We start from the raw sequence: 23,119 nt of genomic DNA, 5'->3' as shown, positions 1-23,119 counted from the left end.
TCTGGAGGGGTTTATGACTGTTTCAACCACCAAGTCCATTCCCAAAATCGGTCGCGGTGCACGCAAGAGCCTGTCCACCGACCCGACCCGGCTGGTGAGTTTTGCGCCGATGTTCGACGGTGCCAGCATGCCGCTGGTGTGCCGTCCGGCAGTGCCTGGCGTGAGCCTGGTGGAGTGGGCGACGGAGAATCGCGCCCTGATCGAAAGCAAGCTGCTGGCCCACGCGGTGATTCTGTTCCGTGGCTTCCAGGTAGCTGATATCACCGAGTTCAACCGTTGCGTGGCGGCGATTTCCGACGGTGCCCTGGAGTACCTGTTCCGCGCCTCGCCACGGACCCAGATCACCGGCCAGTTCAAGATCTACAGCTCCACCGATTACCCGGCGGCGGAGAAAATCTTCCCGCACAACGAGCACTCCTATTCGCCGGTATTCCCGCGTCACCTGTACTTCTACTGCGACACGCCGTCGACCACCGGCGGTGAAACCCCGTTCGGCGACACCCGCGAAATTCTCGCGCGGATCGACCCGGCCGTGCGCGAGGAGTTTCAGCGCAAACGCATCATGTACGTGCGCAACTACGGCGACGGCATGGGGCTGCCATGGCAGACCGTGTTCCAGAGCGAAGATCGCGGTGAAGTCGAAGCCTACTGCGCCAAAATCGGCATTCAAGCCGAGTGGAAGTCGGGCAATCGCCTGCGCACCCGGCAAAACGGCCCGGCGATCGTGCGCCATCCGCTGACCGGCGAGCGCATCTGGTTCAACCACGGCACCTTCTTCAATGCGCTGACCCTGCCGGACAGCATCCGCGACAACCTGCTGCGTGAATTCGGCCCGCTGGACCTGCCGCAGAACACCTTCTTCGGTGACGGCACCGCCATTCCCGACGACGTCATCCGCCACCTGCAAGGCATCTATCGCGACGTGATGGTCGAGTTCGCCTGGGAGAAGGGCGACGTGGTCCTGCTGGACAACATCCTCAGCGTGCATGCGCGCAACGAATTCACTGGCTACAGAAAAATCCTCACGGCCATGGCCATCGCGCAGAAAAGCGCCGACCTGGATCAGGAATAAGGACACTCGACATGAACACCACCGCCCTCGAACCTTCGGTAGACGTTTTCCAGACTTCCGCTCAGCAAGCCTTTTATTTGCGTGCTCAGGAGTTGGGCGGACAGCCGCTGTTCGCCGCTCTGACCGTGCCGGTCGCCCAGGCCGTGGACGCGCAGGCATTGCGCCTTGCACTGGATGAATTGGGTCAGCGCCATGAAACCCTGCGCACGGTCTATCGCCGTTTGCCGGGGATGAAGTGGCCGGTACAGAACCTGTGCGACGAGGTGCCGGTAGCGTTGCTGGGGCGCGTGTCTTCGTTGGACGAAGCGCTGCGTCGCAGCCGCGAAACTGTGGCTGAGGCACCGGATCGAGTGCTGGTGGTGGCGCAAGTGAAAACCGCAGACGGGCAGCATTTCGTCACGTTGCTGGCGCCGGCCAGCAGCTTCGATGAAGCATCGCTGCGAGTGCTGTCGGTGGAGCTGGCGAGCCTGTTGCGCGGCGAAACACTGGCCGACAATCAGGAAGACTTGCAGTACCTGGATTACACTGCGTGGCAGGAAGAACTGCGCGAAGAAGACATCGGCCATCAAGGCGCGGCGTTCTGGCGCAATCTGCAACAACAGTTCGCGCTGGCCCATCACCTGCCTTTTGAAAAGACGGTAGAAGTGACGCTGGCTCGACATCAGGCCACGCTCGACGACGCAGCATGGCTGGCCGATGTGCAGCGAGTGGCCGGCGCTCAGGGTGTCGAAGCGCAGCGCGTGGCGTTGTTGCTGTGGAGCGCGTTCGTGGCGCGCATCGGCCATCAGGAAAAGTTGCTGATGGGCTGGGAAGTGGCGGGGCGCAACGAGCAGACCGAAGCGACCCTGGGGCGTTTCGCCCGGCGTTTGCCGGTGGCTTTCGACAACCGCAGCCACGAGACCCTGGCGCAAGCGTTGACCTCGTTTGCTGGCAACGTCGAGCAATCGCTGTCCTGGCTCGACTGCCTCAACGAGTTCGAACTGAGTGCCGAAGTCGCAACGCCCCTGCGTTATGGCCTGGTGTATCAGGCCGATGCCGAGGCGAACATCGAAGTGGACGACGCCAACCCGGAAGTCCTGCGCCTGCGGGTTCAGGGCGAACACTTGCAGCTGTCGTGCCTGGCCGGCGCGGTGCCTGAGTCGATGCTGGCGGTCTGGCTGGAGCAGTTTGTCGAATTCAGCCGGCAGTTGCTGACCTCGCCGGAGCTGACCCTGGGCCAGGCCACTCAGGTCAACGCGGTGCAAATGACCCGTTTGATCGAAGACTTCAACCCGCTGGCCGCCGAGCAGGCATTGCCGCATCGCTACCTGCAAGACCTGTTCAGCGAACAGGCACGCCTGCATCCGCAACGCATCGCCGTCAGCGTCAATGGCCAACGCCTGAGTTATGCCGAGCTGGATGCACGCTCCAACCAGGTGGCCAATACCTTGCGCGCCCAAGGTGTGGCGCCGGACGAAATCGTTGCGGTTTACGGTCAGCGCTCGCTGGAAATCGTCATCGCACTGCTCGGCACGCTGAAGGCCGGCGCGGCTTACCTGCCGCTCGATCCGAATTACCCGATCGATCGTCTGACGTTCATGTTGCAGGACGCCGCCGCGCGTCAGGTGCTGGCCTGCCAGCCGCTGCCGGAAGCGTTGCACGGCGAGCGGGTGATTTCGCTGATGACCGATGCCGAAGTCTGGTCCGCTTCACCGGAACAGCCGGCCGTGCTGGGCGACAGCGCCCATCTGGCCTACGTCATTTACACCTCCGGCTCCACCGGAAAACCCAAGGGTGTGATGATCAGTCACGCCAACGCGGTGGCCTCGACCCTCGCACGCAGCGCGTTCTATCGCCAGCCGTTGCGCGCCTTCCTGATGCTCTCGTCGTTCTCCTTCGACAGCTCGGTGGCCGGGGTTTTCTGGGCGTTGGGGCAGGGCGCGACCCTGTGCCTGCCGGACGAAGACAGCTACAAGGACCCGGCGCTGCTGGCGGCGCTGATCCAGCGTGAAGAAGTTTCCCACTACCTGACCTTACCGTCCTACCACGCGCAGATTCTCGAGCACCTCGGCGACCAGGCCCTTGCCTGTGTGATTGTCGCCGGCGAAGCCTGCAGCAACGCCTTGGTTGCGCGACATCGCGAGGCCTTGCCGCAGGTGGTGCTGGTCAACGAATACGGCCCGACCGAAGGCACGGTCTGGTGTTCGGCGTGGGAACTGCCGCTCGGTCAGGATGACGACACCATCCCGATTGGCCAACCGATTCCGGGCATGCGCATTCACGTGCTCGGCCCGGACCTGATGCCAGTGGCCGTGGGCGTCGAAGGTGAGCTGTACGTCGGCGGCGCCGGGATTGCTCGCGGCTACCTCAAGCGCGCCACGCTGACTGCCGAACGCTTCATCCCCGACCTGTTTGCGAAGCAGGCCGGCCAGCGCCTGTACCGCACCGGCGACCTCGCACGCTACCGCGCCGATGGCGTGTTGGAGTACCTGGGCCGGGTCGATCATCAAGTGAAAATCCGCGGTTTCCGCATTGAACTGGGCGAGATCGAAGCCGCCATGCGCAGCGCCCCCGGCATCGAAGACGCGGCGGTCATCGCCCGTGAAACGCCAACCGGCCCGCAACTGCTGGGCTTCGTGATTTCCCCGGCTGACACCGCCGACATCCGCCTCAACGAATTGCGCAGTCATCTCGGCGAAGCGCTGCCCGAGCACATGCAACCTGCGCGCTTGCAGGTGCTGGAACGCTTCCCGCTGATGCCCAACGGCAAACTCAATCGCCAGGCCTTGCTCGACCTCGACGTTCGGCGCGGTGCCTTCGTCGCCCCGCGCACCGACCTGGAAAAAGTCCTGGCGGCGATCTGGGCCGAAGCACTGCACGTGGAGCGGGTCGGCGTGCACGACAGCTTCTTTGAACTCGGCGGTCACTCGCTGCTGGCGACGCGGATTCGTGCGCGGATTCAGGAAGAGCTGAACCTGGCGATCCCGCTGAAGCTGTTCTTTGAAGGCGACACGCTGGAACGCCTGGCGGCGGAAATCGAGCAGTTCCGTCAGCACAGTGAGCACAAAGAAAACGATGTAGACGCCCTGGAAGCGTTGTTCGACGAAGTGGATGAGGAACACACGCGATGAGTGCTGCACCGGACAGAATGATGACCCTGGCCCAGCGTTTCTGCGGCTTGAGCCTGGAGGCGCGGCGTGCCTTGCAAGAAAAGATGCACGCGCAAGGCCTGAACCTGGAACTGCTGCCGATCCCGCCAAGGGACCCGGCGGTGGACACGTTGCCGGCGTCCTACGCGCAGCAGCGGTTGTGGTTTCTGTGGCAGATGCAGCCGCAGGCGACCGCGTACAACCTGACCGGTGCCTTTCGTCTCAGCGGTGAGCTGAACCGTGCAGCGTTGGCGCAAACCCTCGCCGCGCTAGTGCAGCGTCATGAAGTGCTGCGCACCACGTTCGTCTTCGACGAGCAGCAGGTGCTGCAAAAAATCCATCCGCAGATGGACGCAGCGCTGGTCGAGGTCGACGCCGCTGACGAAACCGAACTGCAACGTCAGGTCGGTCTCAACGCCGAGCAGCCGTTCGACTTGCAGCACGGCCCGTTGATGCGCTGCCGGTTGATCCGCCTCGACGCGCAGCAGCATGTGCTGGTGCTGACGTTCCACCACATCGTCACCGACGGCGGTTCGCTGCCGATTTTGTTGCAGGAGTTCACGCAACTCTATGCGCAGCTGAGCGCCGATCAGCCGGCGCAACTGCCGGAGCTGGGCATTCAGTACGCCGATTTCGCCCGCTGGCAGCGCCTGTGGCTGGAGGCTGGCGAGGCCGAGCGTCAGCTGGCGTACTGGCGTGAGCAATTGGGGCGCGAGCACCCGCCGCTGAACCTGCCGGCCGACCGCCGTCGCCCGGCAATCCCGAGTCAGCAGGGCGCCAGCGTCGAGCTGAAGGTGCCGGCCGAACTGGCGATCAACCTGAAGGAGCTCGCCCGTCGCGAAGGCTGCACGCTGTTCATGGTGCTGATGGCCTCGTTGCAAACCCTGTTGCATCGCTACAGCGGCGAACGGGACATTCGCGTCGGCGTGCCGATTGCCAACCGTACCCGTCAGGACGTGGAGAATCTGCTGGGCTTTTTCGTAAACACCCAGGTGCTGCGCACCCAGCCCCATGCCGATCAGCCATTCCTGCAATTGCTGGCCGAGGTCAAGACTGCTGCGCTGGGCGCGCAGGCGCATCAGGATTTGCCTTTTGAGCAGTTGGTCGATGGCCTCGATGTCGAACGCAGCCTGAGCCACACGCCCTTGTTCCAGGTGATGTTCAACCACCAGCGCGATGCCGGCGGGAAACAGCGCTGGGACTTGCCGGGCCTGAGCGTCGAGCCGCTGGTCTGGGACGAAAAGACCACCAAGTTCGAGCTGATGCTCGACACCGTGGAGAGCGACGACGGCATCCACGCCTCGTTTGTCTATGCCACCGAATTGTTCGACGCCTCGACCATCGAGCGTCTCGGCCAGCATTGGCTGAACCTGTTGCAGGCGATTTGCGCCGACGGCTCGGTCGCCTTGGCCGACCTGTGCATGCTCGCCCCAACCGAGCAGCAGGCTACGTTGCTGGAGTGGAACCGCAGTGCCGCTTCGCCGGCCACAAACACGCTGTGCGCGCATCAACTGATCGAAGCCCAGGCTGCCGAGCACCCGCACAGCATTGCGGTGACCTGCGACGGCGTGACCCTCAGCTACGCGCAACTGAACCAACAGGCCAACCGCATCGCCCAGCGTCTGCGCGAACGCGGCGTCGGCCCGGATGTGTTGGTGGGGATCGCGCTGGAGCGGTCGCTGCAAATGATTGTCAGCGTGCTGGCGATCCTCAAGGCCGGTGGCGCCTATGTGCCGCTGGACCCCGAATACCCGCAGGACCGTCTGGCCTACATGCTGGCCGACAGCGGCACGCGCCTGTTGCTGACCGACTCCGCGCTGCTGCCGCGACTGCCGTTGTCCGAAGGCCTCGAAGTGATTTGCCTCGACCACGCCAGTGACTGGCTCAACGAAGCGTCTGCCGAGAATCTGCCGAACCTGACCCAGCCGGAAAACCTCGCGTACGTCATCTACACCTCCGGCTCCACCGGCAAACCCAAAGGTACGTTGTTGCCCCACAGCAACTTGACCCGCCTGTTCAGCGCCACCGAGCACGGGTTTGGTTTCAACGCGGACGATGTCTGGAGCTTGTTCCATTCCTACGCCTTCGACTTCTCCGTGTGGGAAATCTTCGGCGCGCTGTTCTACGGCGGCAAGCTGGTGGTGGTGCCGCACGCCATCAGCCGTTCCCCGGAGGAGTTCGCTCGCCTGCTGTGCGATGAACAGGTCACGGTGCTCAACCAGACGCCGTCGGCGTTCCGTCAGTTGATGCCGTTTGCCTGCGCCAATGCCCAGGGCATGGCCCTGCGTTATGTGGTGTTTGGCGGCGAGGCGCTGGATGTCGCGAGCCTGCGTCCGTGGTACGACGCCTTCGACGACCAGCAGCCACTGCTGATCAACATGTACGGCATCACTGAAACTACCGTGCATGTGACGTACCGGCCGCTGTCTCGGGCCGACCTCGACGGCGTCAACAGTTCGCCGCTGGGCGAGCCGATTGCCGACCTGCGCTGGTACGTGCTCGATCCGCGTCTGAACCCGGTGGCGAAGGGTTGCGTCGGTGAGCTGTACGTCGGTGGTGCCGGCCTGGCGCGGGGTTATCACCAGCGCTCCGACCTGACCGCCACGCGGTTCGTCCCGGACCTGTTCGCCAGCGAGGCGGGCGCACGCCTGTATCGCACCGGCGACCTGGCGCGCTATTGCGCCGACGGCAGCATCGAGTACGCCGGGCGCGTCGACCATCAAGTGAAGATTCGTGGCTTCCGCATCGAGCTGGGGGAAATCCAGGACCGCCTGCAAAGTCACCCGGCCATCGAGCAAGCGCTGGTGCTGGCGCCTGAGATCAATGGCAGTCAGCAACTGGTCGCCTGGTTCACCGTCACCCAGGACGTGGCCGATCTACGTCAATCGTTGCGTGAACACTTGCAAGCGGGCCTGCCGGATTACATGGTGCCGGCGCATTTGCTCAAGCTCGATCAGTGGCCGCTGACCGGCAACGGCAAGCTTGATCGCAACGCACTGCCCAAACCTGACGCCACGCTGGCGCAGCAGGTTTACACGGCGCCAGCGGATGAGATGCAAGCCGCGTTGGCGGCGATCTGGCAAGACGTGCTCAAGCTTGAGCGCGTGGGCATCGATGACAACTTCTTCGAGCTGGGCGGCGACTCGATCATCTCCATTCAGGTGGTCAGCCGTGCGCGTCAGGCCGGCATCCGCATCACCCCGCGTGATCTGTTCCAACACCAGACCGTGCAAAGTCTGGCGAAGGTTGCCCAGCGCAGCGCCGGGCTGGTCATCGACCAGAGGCCGGTGCGCGGCGAGGTGCTGCTGACACCGATCCAGCACTGGTTTTTCGAGCAGGCCATCGAGCCCCGGGACCACTGGAACCAGTCGGTATTGCTGGAACTTCGCGAACCGCTCGACAGCGCGTGCCTGCAACAGGCATTGGCCGCGCTGCTGGAGCATCACGACGCGTTGCGCCTGCGTTTGCATCAGGTCGATGGCGTGTGGCAGCAGGCTCAGGCCGAGCACTGGAACAGCACCGAGCTGTTGTGGCAACGGCAGGCCGCGAACGCTGATGAGCTGCTTGAGCACTGCAACGCCGCACAAGCCAGCTTGAATTTGCACGACGGCCCGCTGTTGCGCGCCTTGCTGGTGGACATGGGCGCGGCCGGTCAGCGCTTACTGCTGGTGGTGCATCACCTGGCGGTGGACGGTGTGTCGTGGCGTCTATTGCTCGAAGACTTGCAAACGGCCTACGACCAGGCGCGTCAGGCGCAACCCCTGCGCCTGCCGGCCAAATCCAGCGCCTATCAAGCGTGGGCGGCGCGTTTGCAGTTGCATGCGCAAAGTCCCGAACTGGCGAGCCAGGCCGCTTACTGGCAGCGCCAATACCACGACGTGGTGGTGGACCTGCCCGCTGATAATCCACAAGGCAGTCTCGCCGGCCAGCATGCCGTGAGCGTGGAAACCGTGCTCGACAGCACCTTCTCTCGCCAACTGCTGCAAGAGGCTCCGGCGGCTTACCGTACGCAGGTCAACGACCTGTTGCTGACGGCGTTGGCGCGGGTGCTGGGCGACTGGACCGGCCAGCCGTCGACCTTGGTCAAACTGGAAGGTCACGGCCGTGAAGACCTGTTCGACGACATCGACCTGACCCGTACCGTGGGCTGGTTCACCTCGATCTTCCCGGTCAAGCTGACCCCGGCCAACGATCTGGCGGGCAGCATCAAGGCGGTCAAGGAACAGCTGCGTGCGGTGCCGGACAAAGGCATTGGTTTTGGCATCCTGCGCTATCTGGCCCAGGCCGGTCTTGAGGCGTTGCCGCAGCCACAAATCACGTTCAACTACATGGGCCAGTTCGATGCCAGCTTCGATGAGCAGGCACCGTGGCGTCCGGCCCGGGAAAGCGGTGGCGCCGAGCAAGGGGCTTCGGCGTCGCTGGACCGTGGCCTGAGCATTAACGGTCAGGTCTACGCCGGGCAATTGCGCCTGAGCTGGACCTTCAGCCGAGACGTGTTTGCCGAGCACACCGTGCAGCGTCTGGCCGAGGCCTATGCCACCGAGCTGCAACAGCTGATCAAACATTGCCTCAGCGGTGCCGGTGGCCTGACGCCGAGTGATGTGCCGCTGGTCAGCGTCGATCAGACGCAGCTCGACGCACTGCCGCTGGCGGCGCGTGATATCGAAAGCATCTTCCCGCTGTCGCCGATGCAGGAAGGCATGTTGTTCCACAGCCTGTTCGCCCCGGATGCCGGCGCTTACATTCCGCAAATGCGCGTAGACGTGCAGGGCATTGAGGTCGAGGCGTTCCGCAGCGCCTGGCAACAGACGCTGGAAAACCATGAAGTGCTGCGCGCAGCGTTCTTCAGCGAGAGCAATGGCTCGCGGCCGCTGCAAGTGATTCTGGCCAATGCCACGCTGCCGTTGACCGTGCTCGACTGGCGCAATGAAGCGGATCAGGCGCAGGCCCTGGAACGTCTGGCCGAGCAAGACCGTCTGCGCGGTTTCGACCTGACAGCGGCACCGTTGCTGCGCCTGACCCTGGTGCAGACCGCGCACGACACGCATCACCTGATCTTCACCCACCACCATATTTTGCTGGACGGCTGGAGCACCTCGCAGCTGTTCGGCGAAGTGTTGCAGCGTTACTCCGGTGAGATGCCGGTGGCGAGCGGCGGTCGTTATCGCGATTACATGACGTGGCTGGGCGGGCGTGATCGCGCTGCGTGCGAAGCGTTCTGGCTGGAGCAATTGCAGGCGTTCAACGAGCCGACACGTTTGGCCGGCGCACTGCCGGGGCCTGTCGCGGGGCAGGGCGAGGGTCATCGCACCGTTCACCTGAGCCTGGACCGGGCGGCCACCGAGCGCCTGAGCGGGTTTGCCCGTCAGGCCCGCGTCACGCCAAACACCTTGCTGCAAGCGGCCTGGCTGTTGCTGTTGCAGCGCTACACCGGCCAGCGCACCGTCGCGTTCGGCGCCACGGTGTCGGGGCGTCCGAGCGAGTTGCAAGGCATCGAGCAGCAAGTCGGCCTGTTCATCAACACCTTGCCGGTGATCGCCACGCCGCACCCCGAGTGCACGGTCAGCCAATGGGTGGACGAGGTGCAGGCGCTCAACCTCAAATTGCGCGATGTCGAGTACACGCCGCTGGCGGATGTACAGCGCTGGGCCGGGCATTCCGGCGAGGCGCTGTTCGACACGCTGCTGGTGTTCGAAAACTACCCGGTCGCCGAGGCGCTGGAGGGTGGGAATCCGAGCGCGCTGAAGTTTTCCGGTATCAGTAATCACGATCAGACCAGTTTCCCGCTGGCCATCGCCGCCGAGTTGGGCGAGTGCCTGGACCTGCGCTTCAATTACGACACCACATTGTTTACCGCCGAGGCCATCGACGGCCTGAGCAATCGTCTGGTGGCGTTGCTCGATGCCATGGTCCGTGAGCCGCAACAAGCCCTGGGCCGTCTGAGCCTGCTCGACGCCGCGCAGACCGAGCAGCAAGTTCAAGGCTTCAACGACACCGCCGTGACCTGGCCCGATGTGCGCCCGGTCCACCTGTGTTTCGAAGCCCAAGTGCTGAAAACCCCGGACGCTGCGGCGTTGGTGTTTGCCGGCCAGACCCTGACGTATCGCCAACTCAACCAACAGGCCAACCGCCTGGCGCACTCCCTGCGCGCCCACGGTGTTGGCGCCGAAGTGCTGGTGGGCATTGCCGCCGAACGCTCGCTGGAACTGGTGATCGGTTTGCTCGCGATCATGAAAGCCGGTGGCGCCTATGTGCCGCTGGACCCGGATTACCCGCGCGAGCGCCTGGAGCACATGTTCGAAGACAGCGGCGTGCACGTGCTGTTGACCCAGCGTCATCTGCTGGCGCAATTGCCGATTCCGCCCGGCACCACGCTGATCTGCCTGGACGACAGCGCCCAACTCGTCGAAGGCATGAGCGAGGAAAACCTGCCGTGCGTGGTCGAGCTGCAATCGCTGGCCTACATGATTTACACCTCCGGTTCCACGGGTAAACCCAAGGGCGCGGCCAACCGTCACGATGCGTTGTACAACCGCATCGAGTGGATGCAGGGCGCGTACCCCCTGGACGGTCGCGACACCGTGCTACAGAAAACGCCGTTCAGTTTTGACGTCTCGGTGTGGGAGTTCTTCTGGCCGCTGATGGTCGGTGCACGCCTTGCGGTGGCCGAACCGGGTGCGCATCGCGACCCGGCGCAGCTGGTGCGTTTGATCGAGCAGTATCAGGTCAGCACCCTGCATTTCGTGCCGTCGATGTTGCAGGCGTTTGTTCAGGGCGAAGGCTTCGAACGTTGCGCCAGCCTGCGGCAAATCATGTGCAGCGGTGAAGCATTGTCGGCGGATTTGCAGAACAGCCTGTTCCGCGTGCTGCCCGACGTTGGCTTGTACAACCTGTACGGGCCGACCGAAGCCGCCATCGACGTGACCCACTGGACCTGCGTCGAAGACGGTTCGATCAGCGTGCCGATCGGTTGCCCGATTGCCAATCTGGTGACCTACATCCTCGACGACAGCCTGCAACCGCAAGTGGCGGGCTGCGTCGGTGAACTGTATTTGGGTGGCATCGGCCTGGCGCGGGGTTACCACCGTCGTCCGGACCTGACGGCCGAGCGTTTCGTCGCCAGCCCGTTCGGCGTAGAGGGCGAGCGCCTGTACCGCACCGGCGACCTGGCGCGTTACCGCGAGGACGGCGTGATCGAGTACGTCGGCCGCATCGATCATCAAGTGAAAATCCGTGGCTTGCGTATCGAGCTGGGTGAAATCGAAGCCTGCCTGCTGGACCATCCACAGGTGCGCGAGGCGGTGGTGATCGCGCTGGATGTCGGTAAATCCAAGCAATTGGTGGCTTATGTGGTCGGCCAGTCGTTGGTGCTCGACGGGCTCAAACAGCACCTGCGCAACGCATTGCCCGAGCACATGCAGCCGAGTCATCTGCTGATGCTTGAGCGGTTGCCGGTCACGCCAAACGGCAAGCTCGATCGCCGCGCCTTGCCGCAACCCGATCAGCAGGTGCGCGAGTACGTCGCGCCGCGCAATGCCGTGGAGGCGACGCTGCAGGAAGTCTGGCAGGCGTTGTTTGAGGTGCCGGTCGGCATTCAGGACAACTTCTTCGAACTGGGCGGCGATTCCATCGTGTCGATCCAGGCGGTCAGCCGTGCACGCAAGGCCGGCCTGAGCATCTCGCCGAAACACGTGTTCAGCCACCCGACCATCGCTGAACTGGCGACGGTTGCCCAGGCTGTGGACGCCGTGGAAGTGGCGCCGGTGATGGCTGCGCCGACGCTGAAGATCGAGCTGAGCGACGTGCAATATCAGGCGCTGGAGTTGACGGCAGACGAAGTGGACGACGTTTATCCCCTGTCGCCGATGCAGCAGGGCATGCTGTTCCACTCGGTGCAGGACGGTGATTCGGGGCTGTACGTCAACCAGATCGAAGTGGGCGTACGTGGCGTTGACGGTCCGCGCTTCCGCGAAGCCTGGGCCGACGCCGCGCAGCGCCACGCGATCCTGCGTACCGCGTTCCTGTGGGAGGGCGACAAGGAGCCGCTGCAAGTGGTGCTGCGCCACGCGCCGGCGCTGCTGACCGAACTGGACTGGCGCGGTCTGGATAACCAACCTGAGCGCGTACGCCAATTGGCCACCGATGAACGTGAACGTGGCTTCTCGCTGAACCGCGCGCCGTTGTTGCGCCTGCTGCTGGTGCGTCTGGAAGACGACCGCTATCGCCTGATCTGGACTTACCATCACATCCTCATGGACGGCTGGAGTGTGTCGCGCCTGATCGGTGAAGTGCTGCGTCATTACAGTGGCGATGCGCAGGAGCCGGTGGCCGCGTATCGCGACTACATCGACTGGCTCGGCCAACAGGTGGCCGAGGCCAGCGAAGCGTTCTGGAAAGGCAAACTCAACGCCCTCGAAGGCGCCACTCACCTGGCCCGCGCGTTGCCGGTGAAGGCGCCGCAAGCGGGTTATCACGCGATCTACACGCACCTGAATGCGCAGCAGACCGCGCGTTTGCAGGCGTTTGCCCAGCAACAGCAAGTGACGCTCAACACTCTGGTGCAAGCCGCGTGGCTGCTGCTGTTGCAGCGTTACACCGGTCAGCGCACGGTGACGTTCGGCGCCACGGTGTCGGGCCGCCCGGAAACCCTCAACGGTTCGGAGAACATGTTGGGGCTGTTCATCAACACCTTGCCGGTGGTCAACAGCGTGCCGACCGAAGCAAGCGTCGGTGACTGGCTGCGCGAGATCCAGGCCTACAACCTCGATATCCGCGACTTCCAGCAAACCCCACTCAGCGATATCCAACGCTGGGCCGGGCAGGGCGGGCAGACGCTGTTCGACAGCATCATCGTTTTCGAAAATCAGCCGGTGGACCGCACGTTGCGCGAGTGGAACGGCGATTCGCTGCGCTTCGAAGACGTCTCCGACTTCGGCCTGACCAGCTTCGCCATGGACTTGATGGTCAGCCTCGATGAGGGGCTGCGCATCGAGTACATGCATCAGCGCGATCAGTTCGACCTGGCCACCGTCGAAGTGCTGCGCAGCCACATGGAAAGCCTGATGCAGCGCCTGTGCGACAACGCCGGGCGCGCGGTGGGCGAGTTGGGCTTGCTGACCCTGGACCAAGGCCGGCACCTCGACGGCGAGTTGCCGACGCTGGCCGACGACCATGAACGGCCGGTGCATGAGCTGATCCGCGAGCGGGCGCGCCTGCAACCGGAGCACACCGCGTTGGTGCTCAGTTACGCCGACCGCGACGCCGAACACTTGAGCTATGCCGAACTGAATCGGCGTTCCGACGCACTCGCGGTGCACCTGCTGGAGCAGGGCGTGCAGGCCGAAGACGTGATCGGTGTGTTCATGGAACGCTCGCTGGAACTGGTGGTGTCGCTGCTGGCGGTGATGAAGTGCGGCGCCGCCTATGTGCCGCTGGACCCGCAATACCCGCAGGAACGTTTGCGCTACATGATGGCCGACAGCGACATGCGTTTGCTGCTGACCCAGGAGCGTCTGCGCGACACCGCGCAACTCAATCCGGGCACGCCGATGGTCGCCGTGGATCGCTTGAACCTCGACGTTGAAGTCGCGCCGCCGCAACGCGCAGTACACGCCGAGCAACTGGCCTACCTGATTTACACCTCGGGCTCGACTGGCAAGCCGAAAAGCGTCGCCGTGGCTCACGGGCCGTTGAGCATGCACGTGCAGGCGATTGCCGAGCTGTACGAAATGGACCCGGGCAATCGCGAACTGCATTTCATGTCGTTCGCCTTCGACGGCGCCCATGAACGCTGGATCACCGCGCTGATCAGCGGCTCGACCCTGGTGGTGCGCGACAACACCTTGTGGACTGCCGAGCAGACCCTGGCGGTGTTGCACCGTCAGCGCATCAGCGTCGCCTGCTTCCCGCCGGCGTACCTGTTGCAACTGGCCGAACACGCTGAGTTGCAGGGCGGTGATCCGCCGCCAGTGCGTATCTACTGCTTCGGTGGCGATGCGGTGCCGGACGCCACGTTCGAGCGGGTCAAGCACACGCTCAAACCGCAATTCCTGGTAAACGGCTACGGCCCGACGGAAACCGTGGTCACGCCGCTGCTGTGGAAGATTGCTGCCGACGGACACTGCGAGGCGATGTATGCGCCGATTGGTCGCCGCGTCGGCACCCGCAGCCTGCATGTGCTGGACATGGACCTCAATCCATTGCCGGTGGGCATGGTCGGTGAGTTGTACATCGGCGGTCGTGGCGTGGCGCGTGGTTACCACCGTCACCCGTGGCAAACCGCCGAGCGTTTCGTCGCCAACCCGTTCAGCAACGACGGTGGTCGTCTATACCGCACCGGTGACCTGGTGCGCCGTCGCGAGGATGGCGTGTTCGATTACGTGGGGCGCATCGACCATCAGGTCAAAGTGCGCGGCTTCCGCATCGAACTGGGTGAAATCGAAGCCCGTCTGCGTGAGCAAGTCGGGGTCAATGACGCGCTGGTGGTGGTCCGTGACAGCGGCCAGGGTCCGCAACTGGTGGGTTATGTGGTTGCGGCCGAAGACGACGGTCTGGGCCTGCATTGCCAGGCAGCCTTGCGTGAAAGCTTGCCGGATTACATGGTGCCGACGCAGATCGTGGTGCTGCCGCGTTTCCCGCTGACACCCAACGGCAAGCTCGACCGCAAGGCCTTGCCCGACCCGACCTTCGAGGGCCGCGATTACGTGGCCCCGCGCACACCGCTGGAATGGGCACTGGCCGAGATCTGGCAGCAAGTACTGGGTGTCGACAAAGTCGGCATCACCGACAATTTCTTCGAGTTGGGCGGCGACTCGCTGCGCACCCTCAAGGTGATCTCGAAGGTGCGGGCGCTGAATCAGCCGGACTTCCAACTGAAACTGCGCGACATGATGGCCAAGCCGACCATCGCCGGGTTGTCCGGTGTCGATGAGCAACCGCCCAGACAGAGCCCTGAACCGCTGTTGCTGTTGAACCAGCCCGTGGACGATCAACCGGCACTGTTCTGCCTGCACGCCGGGTTCGGCACGGTGTTCGACTACGAACCGCTGGCCCGCCGACTGGAAGGTCTGCGCACGGTGTATGGCGTGCAATGCCGCATGCTGCTGGACCGCCAGTGGCACGACACGTCGCTGCAACAAATGGCCGCCGACTACGTCGAAGCGATCCGCCGCAAACAAGCGCAAGGCCCGTATCACTTGCTGGGCTGGTCGTTGGGCGGAGCGCTGGCGTTGATGGTCGGCGAACTGCTTGAACAGCAGGGGCAGCGTGTGGCGTTCGTCGGTCTGGTGGACAGTTTTGTGCCGACCCAGGCCAATGCCGCCGCCAGTGTTGATGAGTGGCGCGCGGACCTGCGCGAGTTCCTCGGCGCAACCTTGAGCATGGACAGCGATGTCGTTGCCCAGGCATTGAGTGTCGAGACTTCGGGTGATCAGGACGCCATCGCGCGGATCATTCGCACGGTGATCGACACCGAAGGCGAGCAGGCCAGCGGCTACGCGCTGCTCGGTGCCGATGAGTTGGCGCAGACGTTCATGGTCAGCACACGCTTGAAGGCGTTGTCGCGGCAGGTGGAGACCTTGCCGCTGCCGCACGCCGAACTGTGCTGTTGGTGGGCCGATGGCAACCCGACGGCGGAACGCGCGACACTGGAGCGTCAGCAACCGCGACTGCGCAAGGTGCAGACCGTCAGCGCCAGCCACTTCGATATCCTGCAACGGGATGAATGCCTGAGCGCCGTGGTGACGGCACTCGGTCGGGAGGTGGTGGCGCAGGACTAAGCGTTTACCGCGTCAAAACAAGCTCGCCCTAATGAACGGTCCTCACGGTTCGTTTATAGGGCGAGCTTTTATTTTTTTGGAGACGACCGCCCATGGCACTGCACCCGGACATCGAAGGTTTTCTAGAGCTGGCCGAGTTCGGCCGCCTCACCGGCAAAAGCCTGCCCATGCACGAGCTGAGCCCGACCGAAGCGCGCCAGCAATTCGAACAAACCTCGCAGTTGCTCGATGCGGCACCGATGGGCGCGCTGACCGTGACCGCGGTCAGCATTCCGGCCCGCGACGGCCATCTGCTCAACGCGCGCCTCTACGCTCGCCCGTCGCTGGGCACGCAGGAGCGCGCGGTGCTGCTGTATTTTCATGGCGGCGGCTATGTGGTCGGCAGCCTTGATTCCCATGACACCCTGTGCCGGCGACTGGCATTGGCAGGTGGTTTTGCGGTGCTGTCGGCGGATTATCGACTGGCCCCGGAGCACCGTTTTCCTACCGCCTACGAGGATGCGGAGGATGTGACGCGCTGGCTCGCGACCACGGGCGCCGGTGCTCTGGGCCTGGACGCCACGCGCATCGCACTGGCCGGCGACAGCGTCGGCGGCAGCCTGGTGGCCTCGTTGTCGATCGCGATCGCGCAGAATCCGCAAGCCTGGCCGCTGACGCCACGGCTGCAAGTGTTGTTATACCCGGTGATCGACGCCGTGGAAAAACGCCCGTCGCTTGCGCGTTTCGCTGAAGGCTATCTGCTGGAAGCGACCACGCTGCAATGGTTCTACCAACAGTACCAACGTAGCGCGGATGATCGCCGCGACTGGCGCTTTTCACCGTTGTTTGCCGAGACCGTGCAAGGTCTGACGCCGACCGTGTTGTGGTTGGCCGAGTACGACCCGCTGCTGGACGAAGGCCTGGCCTGGGCCGAAAAATTGCGGGCGGCGGGGCAACCTGTGGTGCTCGACGTTAAAGCGGGGATGACCCACGACTTCGCGCGGATGGGGGAGATGGTGCAGGAAGTGCCGGGGATGCTGGAGCAACTGGCAGGGCTGATCACTGAAAGCCTGAGTTGATGCATTCGTGGTGATCGTTCCCAAGCATGGGAACGATCACATTGCCGGACTAATGCACGCCCTCTATCGGATACAGATGGTCCAACGCCCGATTCACTGCCAACTCCGCGAACATGATCACCTGCGAAATACCCAGCAGCGAATTGCGCGACGATCCCGTCATATGATCAGCCAGATCGTTTGTCATCACATCGGCGGAGGCCAGCGACTCACAGGCATAACCGAGCAGGGTTTCGATATCGAGGTCCGGGTTGACGATGAACATCGTACTCAAGGTGCGAGGCGTCGCCATGATGTCGGCGGCTGAGTGCGGTTGGAATTCCGGGGTGGGGTCGGTGGGGGAATCGAGATTTTCGTTGTGGGGATGCCGGTTCGGTTTCCGGCGGGTTGGGTGTGACCTTGGGCATAGATGGAACTCCTAACGCGAAATGTAAAGGAGCCATCACCCTCGCTACCAAACGAAGGGTGGCGGCCATACGCGGGTTGGTAGACCGGTCGCATTAGGACCCCGGCGCTCCCGAAGGAGCCCTGCGCATGACCACCATAAATCAGAGCCCTGAAAAAGCGGCCGTATAGGTGACTCAATGCGCCTAAGCGAAGCGGGCTACCAAACCCGACCACTGATTTGCAGTGGCAGGGAAACGATAGAGACCGTGCTCAAGACGCACAAGACGGCGGATTCTGGCGTACCTGTAGGCAACGACGCAAGGTGATGTAGCTTTCATGAAGTAACTTGTAGGCCGCTTAAACAAGCGCTCGAACCGATGGGAAACAACTGGCTGATCAGAGAGTACGGCCCCGACGATGTACTCGTCCGCAAAGAGCCGGCGGTAGCAGGCTCATGCATCAAACCCTTTCCCTTGCTGGCCGAACCGGTGGCTGAAGACTTTCCGCTGTGGGATGGAGGCGGCGTACCGGAGGATCTTGAGGGCGAAATTTGCAAGCTTGAGAAGGCGGGGGAGATAGAAAGCTACTACGATGTTGTCACTCATACGTACGCACACAAAATTGGCGGATACCCCTCATTCTGCCAACCTGGCGTCGACCTCGGTGATGACTTCGAATTCGTGTTCCAGATTTCATCTGACTCCAAAATCAATCTGAACGTGGTGGATTGTGGAAGCCTGATGTTCTGGAAGAGCAAAAGCACGGGGACGTGGGCTCTGTACTACGACTTCTACTAAGCAGGCGGCATCCCTCACGCTCAGCCAACCACACGGAAAGAAGCACTCAAATGGACTGCCTGACTCGAATCGCCACAAGCGAAGATGCAACCGCCATCAGCCGAGTCGTCATTGGCGCACTACGCGAAACCAACGCCAGGGACTACACGCTGGCAGTCATCGAACAGGTGGAGCAAAGCTTCTCCCCTCAAGCCATCCTTTGCTTACTGACTCAGCGTCTGGTCTACGTGGCAACAATCGACGATCACGTCGTTGCAACCGCCAGCCTTGACCAGGACGTTGTTCGAAGCGTATTCGTCGACCCACTCCATCAAGGGCAGGGCATCGGCAAACAGTTGATGGCGATGATCCAGTCGGCCGCCGTCAGCAGGGGAGTCACATTATTGCGCGTCCCTTCTTCAATCACCGCAGAAGGCTTTTACGCATCGCTTGGCTTCAAAAAAGTTCGAGACGAGTTTCACGGTGCCGAGCGCACGATCATCATGGAGCAATGGCTCGCGTATTAACTTGTCTCCGGGAATCGAAAAGGCAATCGAACATTCAAAGTAGGGACCCTCCGGCCCGTCGAGCAGCAAATCCCAACCGCGCATCGCACCGAATGCCATCCACTCCAAAAACAAAACCGGGCCGCAAGCGGCCCGGTGGTGTTCAGCAATTAACCTGCGCAGCGATCAATAGTTAGCCCGCAACGTCAGGGTCAAGTTACGCGGATCGCCATAGAAGTTGGTGCCCCACGAAGCATCCACGCGATCGTAGTACTTGCGGTCGAACAGGTTGTTGGCGGTCAGGGTCGACGACAGGTTTTCGTTGAACTTGTATCCGACCTGCGCCGTCGCGACGGCGAAGCCGCCTTGTTCGAATTTCACATCGCGCTGGTAGTGGGTATCGCTCACAACACGCACGCCGCCGCCGACGCTGAAGTCTTTGAGCGGGCCGTCGGTGAAGTCGTATTTGGTCCACAGGTTGAAGTTGTGCTTGGGCGTGATGGTGCTGAAGGTGGCACCTTTTGTGGCTTCATCACCTTCCAGAAACTTGGTGGAGGTGAAGGCGTAGCCGGTGACGACACTCCAGTTGTCGGTCAGGTTGCCGCTCAACTCGGTTTCCCAGCCTTCACTGCGTGCCTTGCCTTCGGTCATGTAGGCGGCGGTAGCGTTGTCGTATACGGCACGGTTTTCATCGTAGATGCGAAAGACCGCAACGCTGGCGTTCAGACGGCCGTCGTAGAACTCGCGCTTGAGGCCGATTTCATATTGCTTGCCTTTGCGCGGCCCGATAGGCGTGTTGTCACTGCCGATCTCGCTTTGTGGCTTGAATACGCCGGTGTAGCTGGCGTAGGCCGACAGTTCCGGGGTCAGCTTGGCGATGATAGCGCCGTAGGGCACGACCTTGCGGTTGATGCTGGTGTGGGCTTCGCCGAAATTGTTGAAGAAGGCGTTGGCGTTCTTCGCGTCGCTTTCGTACCAGGTCACGCGGCTGCCGCCGATCACGTCGAGCCAGTCGGTGACGTTGAACTTGGCGCGGGTATAGAGGCCGTACTGGTCGGACTTGGACCAGTTACCGTTGACCCGCTCATAGTCGTTCTTGGGAATATCGATACTGCCCGGGTTGTAGACGTTGATCGGGAAGTATTCGCCGCCACCGTATTCGAAGTCCTTGTCCAGGTGCTGGTACTCGGCCCCGACGGTGAACTCGTGTTGGCGATCCGCGAATTCAAACGGCGTGGTCACGAAGCTGTCGACGCCGATGGTCTTGATATGGGTGTAGTAGTCGTACGCCACAGCCCAGCTGTCGCCATTGGGCTCGACCGCACCGTCGGCCCAGGTGAAGTTACGTTGCGGGGTTTCCGCATCACGGTAAGTCAGGGTGGTCTTGAACTGACCACCGTTATCCAGCGCGTGATCGACCTCGGCGAAGGACTCCCAGACTTTCTCGTTCAGGGTGTTCCACTTGGCATCGACGAAGGTCGAGCGCGACACGTCCAGCAACTTGCCATCGGCAAAGGCCGGCAAACCGAACGCCGGTGTGGAGTGGTTTTGCTGGTAGGCACCGCCGACCGACAAGGTGGTGGATGGGTCGAGGTCGAATTCCAGGCGACCGTACACCATGGGGCGTTCGTTCTGGGCGGAGTCGACGAAGGATTTGTTGTTTTCGTAAGCGGTGATGAAGCGACCGCGTACGGTGCCCTGATCGTTCAACGGGCCGGTGACGTCGACCATCGAGCGGTAGTGGTCATAGGACCCTGCGCCCAGTTCGCCACCGAGGGCGAATTTGTTCAGGGCGCGCTTGCGCACTACGTTGATGGTGCCGCCGGGTTCGCCAGCACCTTGATACAGGCCCGACGGGCCGCGCAGCACTTCGACGCGGTCGTACATCGCGAGGTCGAAGCTGGTGCCCAAATCGCCCTGGCCGGTCGGTTGCGACACGCCGTCAACCTGTACCTGGTCGACGAGGAAGCCGCGCATGTAAACGTCGTTCAGGCTGGAACCGGAGTTGTACGTCTTGATGGTGACGCCGGTGACCTGACGCATCGCGTCTTGCAGGCTGTTCATGTTCTGGTCGTCCATGCGCTGGCGCGTGACGACGGACACTGACTGCGGAATGTCCTTGAGCTTGATGTTGCCCTTGCCGATGCTGACTTCATCGGAGGTGTAGGAATGCGTGCCTTCGGTAGTCGGCCCCGGTGCCACGCCGGAGATCGCGGTCGCGCCCAGTTGTAGCGCACTGGAGTTGCCCGCCACCGGAATCAGCGAAACGGTGTTGCCAGTCAGTTGAAACGTAATGCCGCTCCCCAGCAGCAACGTGTTCAGTGCCTGTTCCGGCTCCAGATTGCCGGAAACCGCCGTCGATTTGAGGCCGTTGACCATGTCTTGGCTATACAGAATCTGCAGGTCGGTCTGTTGACCCAGTTGCTGTAGCGCGCTGGCCAGCGATTGCGCAGGAACGTTGACGTTCACCGGGGCCGCCTGGACTTCAGACGTGCCCAGCAGCAACAGGGTCAGCAACGCACCCGGTACGACTGTTCGGAATTTCTTTTGCGGCGCGATAGCCAGTGCCAACGGCGCGCGGGACAGGGTAGGGCTTTGCATTGCTCAAATCGCTCCTAAGGTGTGCAGTTTTTTAGTTAATGATAATTATTATTAGACGCATCACCCCGACGAAACCGGAAAACAATCTCCGAAAATCATCGAGGTCGTTGAATTCAAGGAGGCTCAGGCGGTCGCCCGCTCCGTCACCACTCGGCCCGATTCCATGCGCACCAGTTGATCGGCCATGTCGAAATAGCGATCGTCGTGGGAGATGACGATGATGGTTTTGCCCAGGCGCTTGAGGTCCGGAAGCAGCTCGGTGTAGAAGATCCGGCGGAATGTCGGGTCCTGGTCGGCCGCCCATTCGTCAAACACCAGCACCGGACGTTCTTCCAGCCAGGCATTGACCAGTGCCAGGCGTTTACGCTGGCCGGTGGACAGGTCGGTGGTGGTGAAACTGCCGTCCTTGACGCTGACCTTGTGCGCGATTTCCAGGCGTTGCAGGTATTTGTTGGCGTCTTCGGGAATGTGCTGATCGCCCTGCACCACGTCATCGAACAGGTAGTAGTCGGCAAAAATCGTGGTGAACAATTGGCGGTAGTCGTCACGGTTCTGCGCATCGATGCCTTCGCCGTTGAGCAGGATGGCGCCTTGTTGCGGCGCATACAGCCCCAGCAGCAACTTGATCAAGGTGGTCTTGCCACAGCCGTTTTCGCCGACGATGAAAATGATGTCGCCCTGTTCGATGGTCAGGTTCACCGGCCCCAGGCGGAACGCTTCGCTGCCCGGTGCGGCCGGGAAGGCATAGCTGACGTTGTCCAGTTGCAGGCTGTTGACCACGGCCGGTTTTTTGCCGGTGTCGTTGAGCAGCAGGTGCGGCTCGGGCGAGGAAAACCGGCTCGACAGTTCGGCGATGCGGCGGAAGGCAATCCGCGCCCGGCTGACCACCGGCAAGGTGCCGACCAGATGCTCGATCGGGCCTTTCATGTACAGCAACACCAGGACGAAGCCGCTCATCACCGACTTGTCGGCGCTCGGCCAGAACGATTGCAGGGCCAGCGCAAGGCCGATGACCACGAAGAACAGCATCGACCCCAGCGTCTTGGCGATCACGAAGGTATTGATCGAGCGCACCTGGGTGTTGCAGATGAAGTCGGCCGTGCCCTGGATACCCGAAGTGAACATGCGCTGGCGGCGCGGACGGTGAATGCGCAGTTCCTTGGCGCCGCCGGCAATGGCGTTGTAGTGTTTTTGCAGTTCGTCTTCGGCGTCACGGGCGGCCATGAAGCCTTTGATGCCTTTGCCCTGGGCGTAGAACTGGATGCCTGTGCCGATGGCAATCGCCAACACCATCATCAGGAACATCGGCCACGACAACAGGGCCAGGTAGCCCATGCAGCCGAGGGTCACGGTCAGGGAAATGGCCAGCGGCGCGAAGGCAAATGCGAAGTCGCTGATGGTGTCGACGTCATGGGTCAGCACCGGGATCAAACGGTGGCTGCGATAGCGTTCGATCTGTTCGATGGGCGCCGACAGCACCTTTTCTCCCAGCTCTTTGCGCAGCTTGGCAATGATGTGCTGGCCAACATAGTTGGTGCCGATGTCCGAGCAGATTGAACTCGCCAGGGCCAACAGGCAGAGGCCGCCGAACAGCGCAACCACGCCTTGGGTCAGGCCGCTTTGCGAATGCAGCGCATTGTTGATCGTGGCCAGCAGCACCGTCACGCTCAGACCGCCCACCATGCCCAGAATGATCGACAGGCTGACCACCAGCCGGAACGGTTTCAGGAGGGTGAACAATTCATGAATTGCACCGCGCGTAGGCTGGGTCTTGAGGAGATGCATTTGAGGACGGTCCCTTGGGTCGTGAGGCA

General features: G+C 62.4%; 7 protein-coding genes and 2 pseudogenes. 6 read left to right on the top strand and 3 right to left on the bottom strand.

From position 1 onward, the window contains the following. The first annotated feature begins 13 nt into the window (after nt 1-13). The 4 genes from F8N43_RS20140 (at nt 14) to F8N43_RS20125 (ending at nt 17,035) form a co-directional block, all read left to right on the top strand. Nucleotides 14-1,072: a TauD/TfdA family dioxygenase gene (locus F8N43_RS20140; RefSeq protein ID WP_150654238.1), complete on the top strand. Its 1,059-nt coding sequence runs from the start codon at nt 14-16 to the stop codon at nt 1,070-1,072. An 11-nt stretch (nt 1,073-1,083) separates the two neighbouring features. Then, on the top strand, nt 1,084-4,182 hold the full coding sequence (locus F8N43_RS20135) for a non-ribosomal peptide synthetase (RefSeq protein ID WP_150654237.1): 3,099 nt from the start codon (nt 1,084-1,086) through the stop codon (nt 4,180-4,182). After that, the gene (locus tag F8N43_RS20130) at nt 4,179-15,977 is read left to right on the top strand and encodes an amino acid adenylation domain-containing protein (RefSeq protein WP_150654236.1); all 11,799 of its coding nucleotides are present in this window, start codon (nt 4,179-4,181) and stop codon (nt 15,975-15,977) included. The genes F8N43_RS20135 and F8N43_RS20130 overlap by 4 nt, the downstream gene beginning before the upstream one ends. A 92-nt stretch (nt 15,978-16,069) precedes the next feature. Then, nucleotides 16,070-17,035, top strand: a complete 966-nt coding sequence (locus F8N43_RS20125; protein WP_150637576.1) for an alpha/beta hydrolase — start codon at nt 16,070-16,072, stop codon at nt 17,033-17,035. Nucleotides 17,036-17,084: 49 nt separating this feature from the next. On the opposite strand, the pseudogene F8N43_RS20120 reads toward F8N43_RS20125, so the two are convergent. Continuing rightward, nucleotides 17,085-17,442 (bottom strand): annotated as a pseudogene (locus F8N43_RS20120) (DUF6124 family protein). Between the two features lie 348 nt (nt 17,443-17,790). Between F8N43_RS20120 and F8N43_RS20115 the strand changes: the two are divergent. Both F8N43_RS20115 and F8N43_RS20110 read left to right on the top strand, forming a co-directional pair. Beyond that, nucleotides 17,791-18,219, top strand: a pseudogene (locus F8N43_RS20115) (DUF1963 domain-containing protein); the annotation flags it as partial. Between the two features lie 50 nt (nt 18,220-18,269). Then, on the top strand, nt 18,270-18,725 hold the full coding sequence (locus tag F8N43_RS20110; RefSeq protein ID WP_150654235.1) for a GNAT family N-acetyltransferase: 456 nt from the start codon (nt 18,270-18,272) through the stop codon (nt 18,723-18,725). A gap of 165 nt (nt 18,726-18,890) precedes the next feature. On the opposite strand, the gene F8N43_RS20105 is transcribed toward F8N43_RS20110, so the two are convergent. Both F8N43_RS20105 and F8N43_RS20100 read right to left on the bottom strand, forming a co-directional pair. Next, entirely contained in the window at nt 18,891-21,305 is a 2,415-nt protein-coding gene (locus tag F8N43_RS20105; protein WP_150654234.1) for a TonB-dependent siderophore receptor, read from the bottom strand. Between the two features lie 123 nt (nt 21,306-21,428). Further along, the gene (locus F8N43_RS20100; RefSeq protein ID WP_150634072.1) at nt 21,429-23,090 is read right to left on the bottom strand and encodes a cyclic peptide export ABC transporter; all 1,662 of its coding nucleotides are present in this window, start codon (nt 23,088-23,090) and stop codon (nt 21,429-21,431) included. Nucleotides 23,091-23,119: the final 29 nt, after the last annotated feature.

Origin of the sequence: Pseudomonas fluorescens, from assembly GCF_902498065.1 — a bacterium.
GTDB classification, from domain to species: domain Bacteria; phylum Pseudomonadota; class Gammaproteobacteria; order Pseudomonadales; family Pseudomonadaceae; genus Aquipseudomonas; species Aquipseudomonas fluorescens_BJ.
The sequence above is the reverse complement of the archived record's forward strand: the minus strand, read 5'-3'. Positions and strand labels throughout refer to the sequence as shown.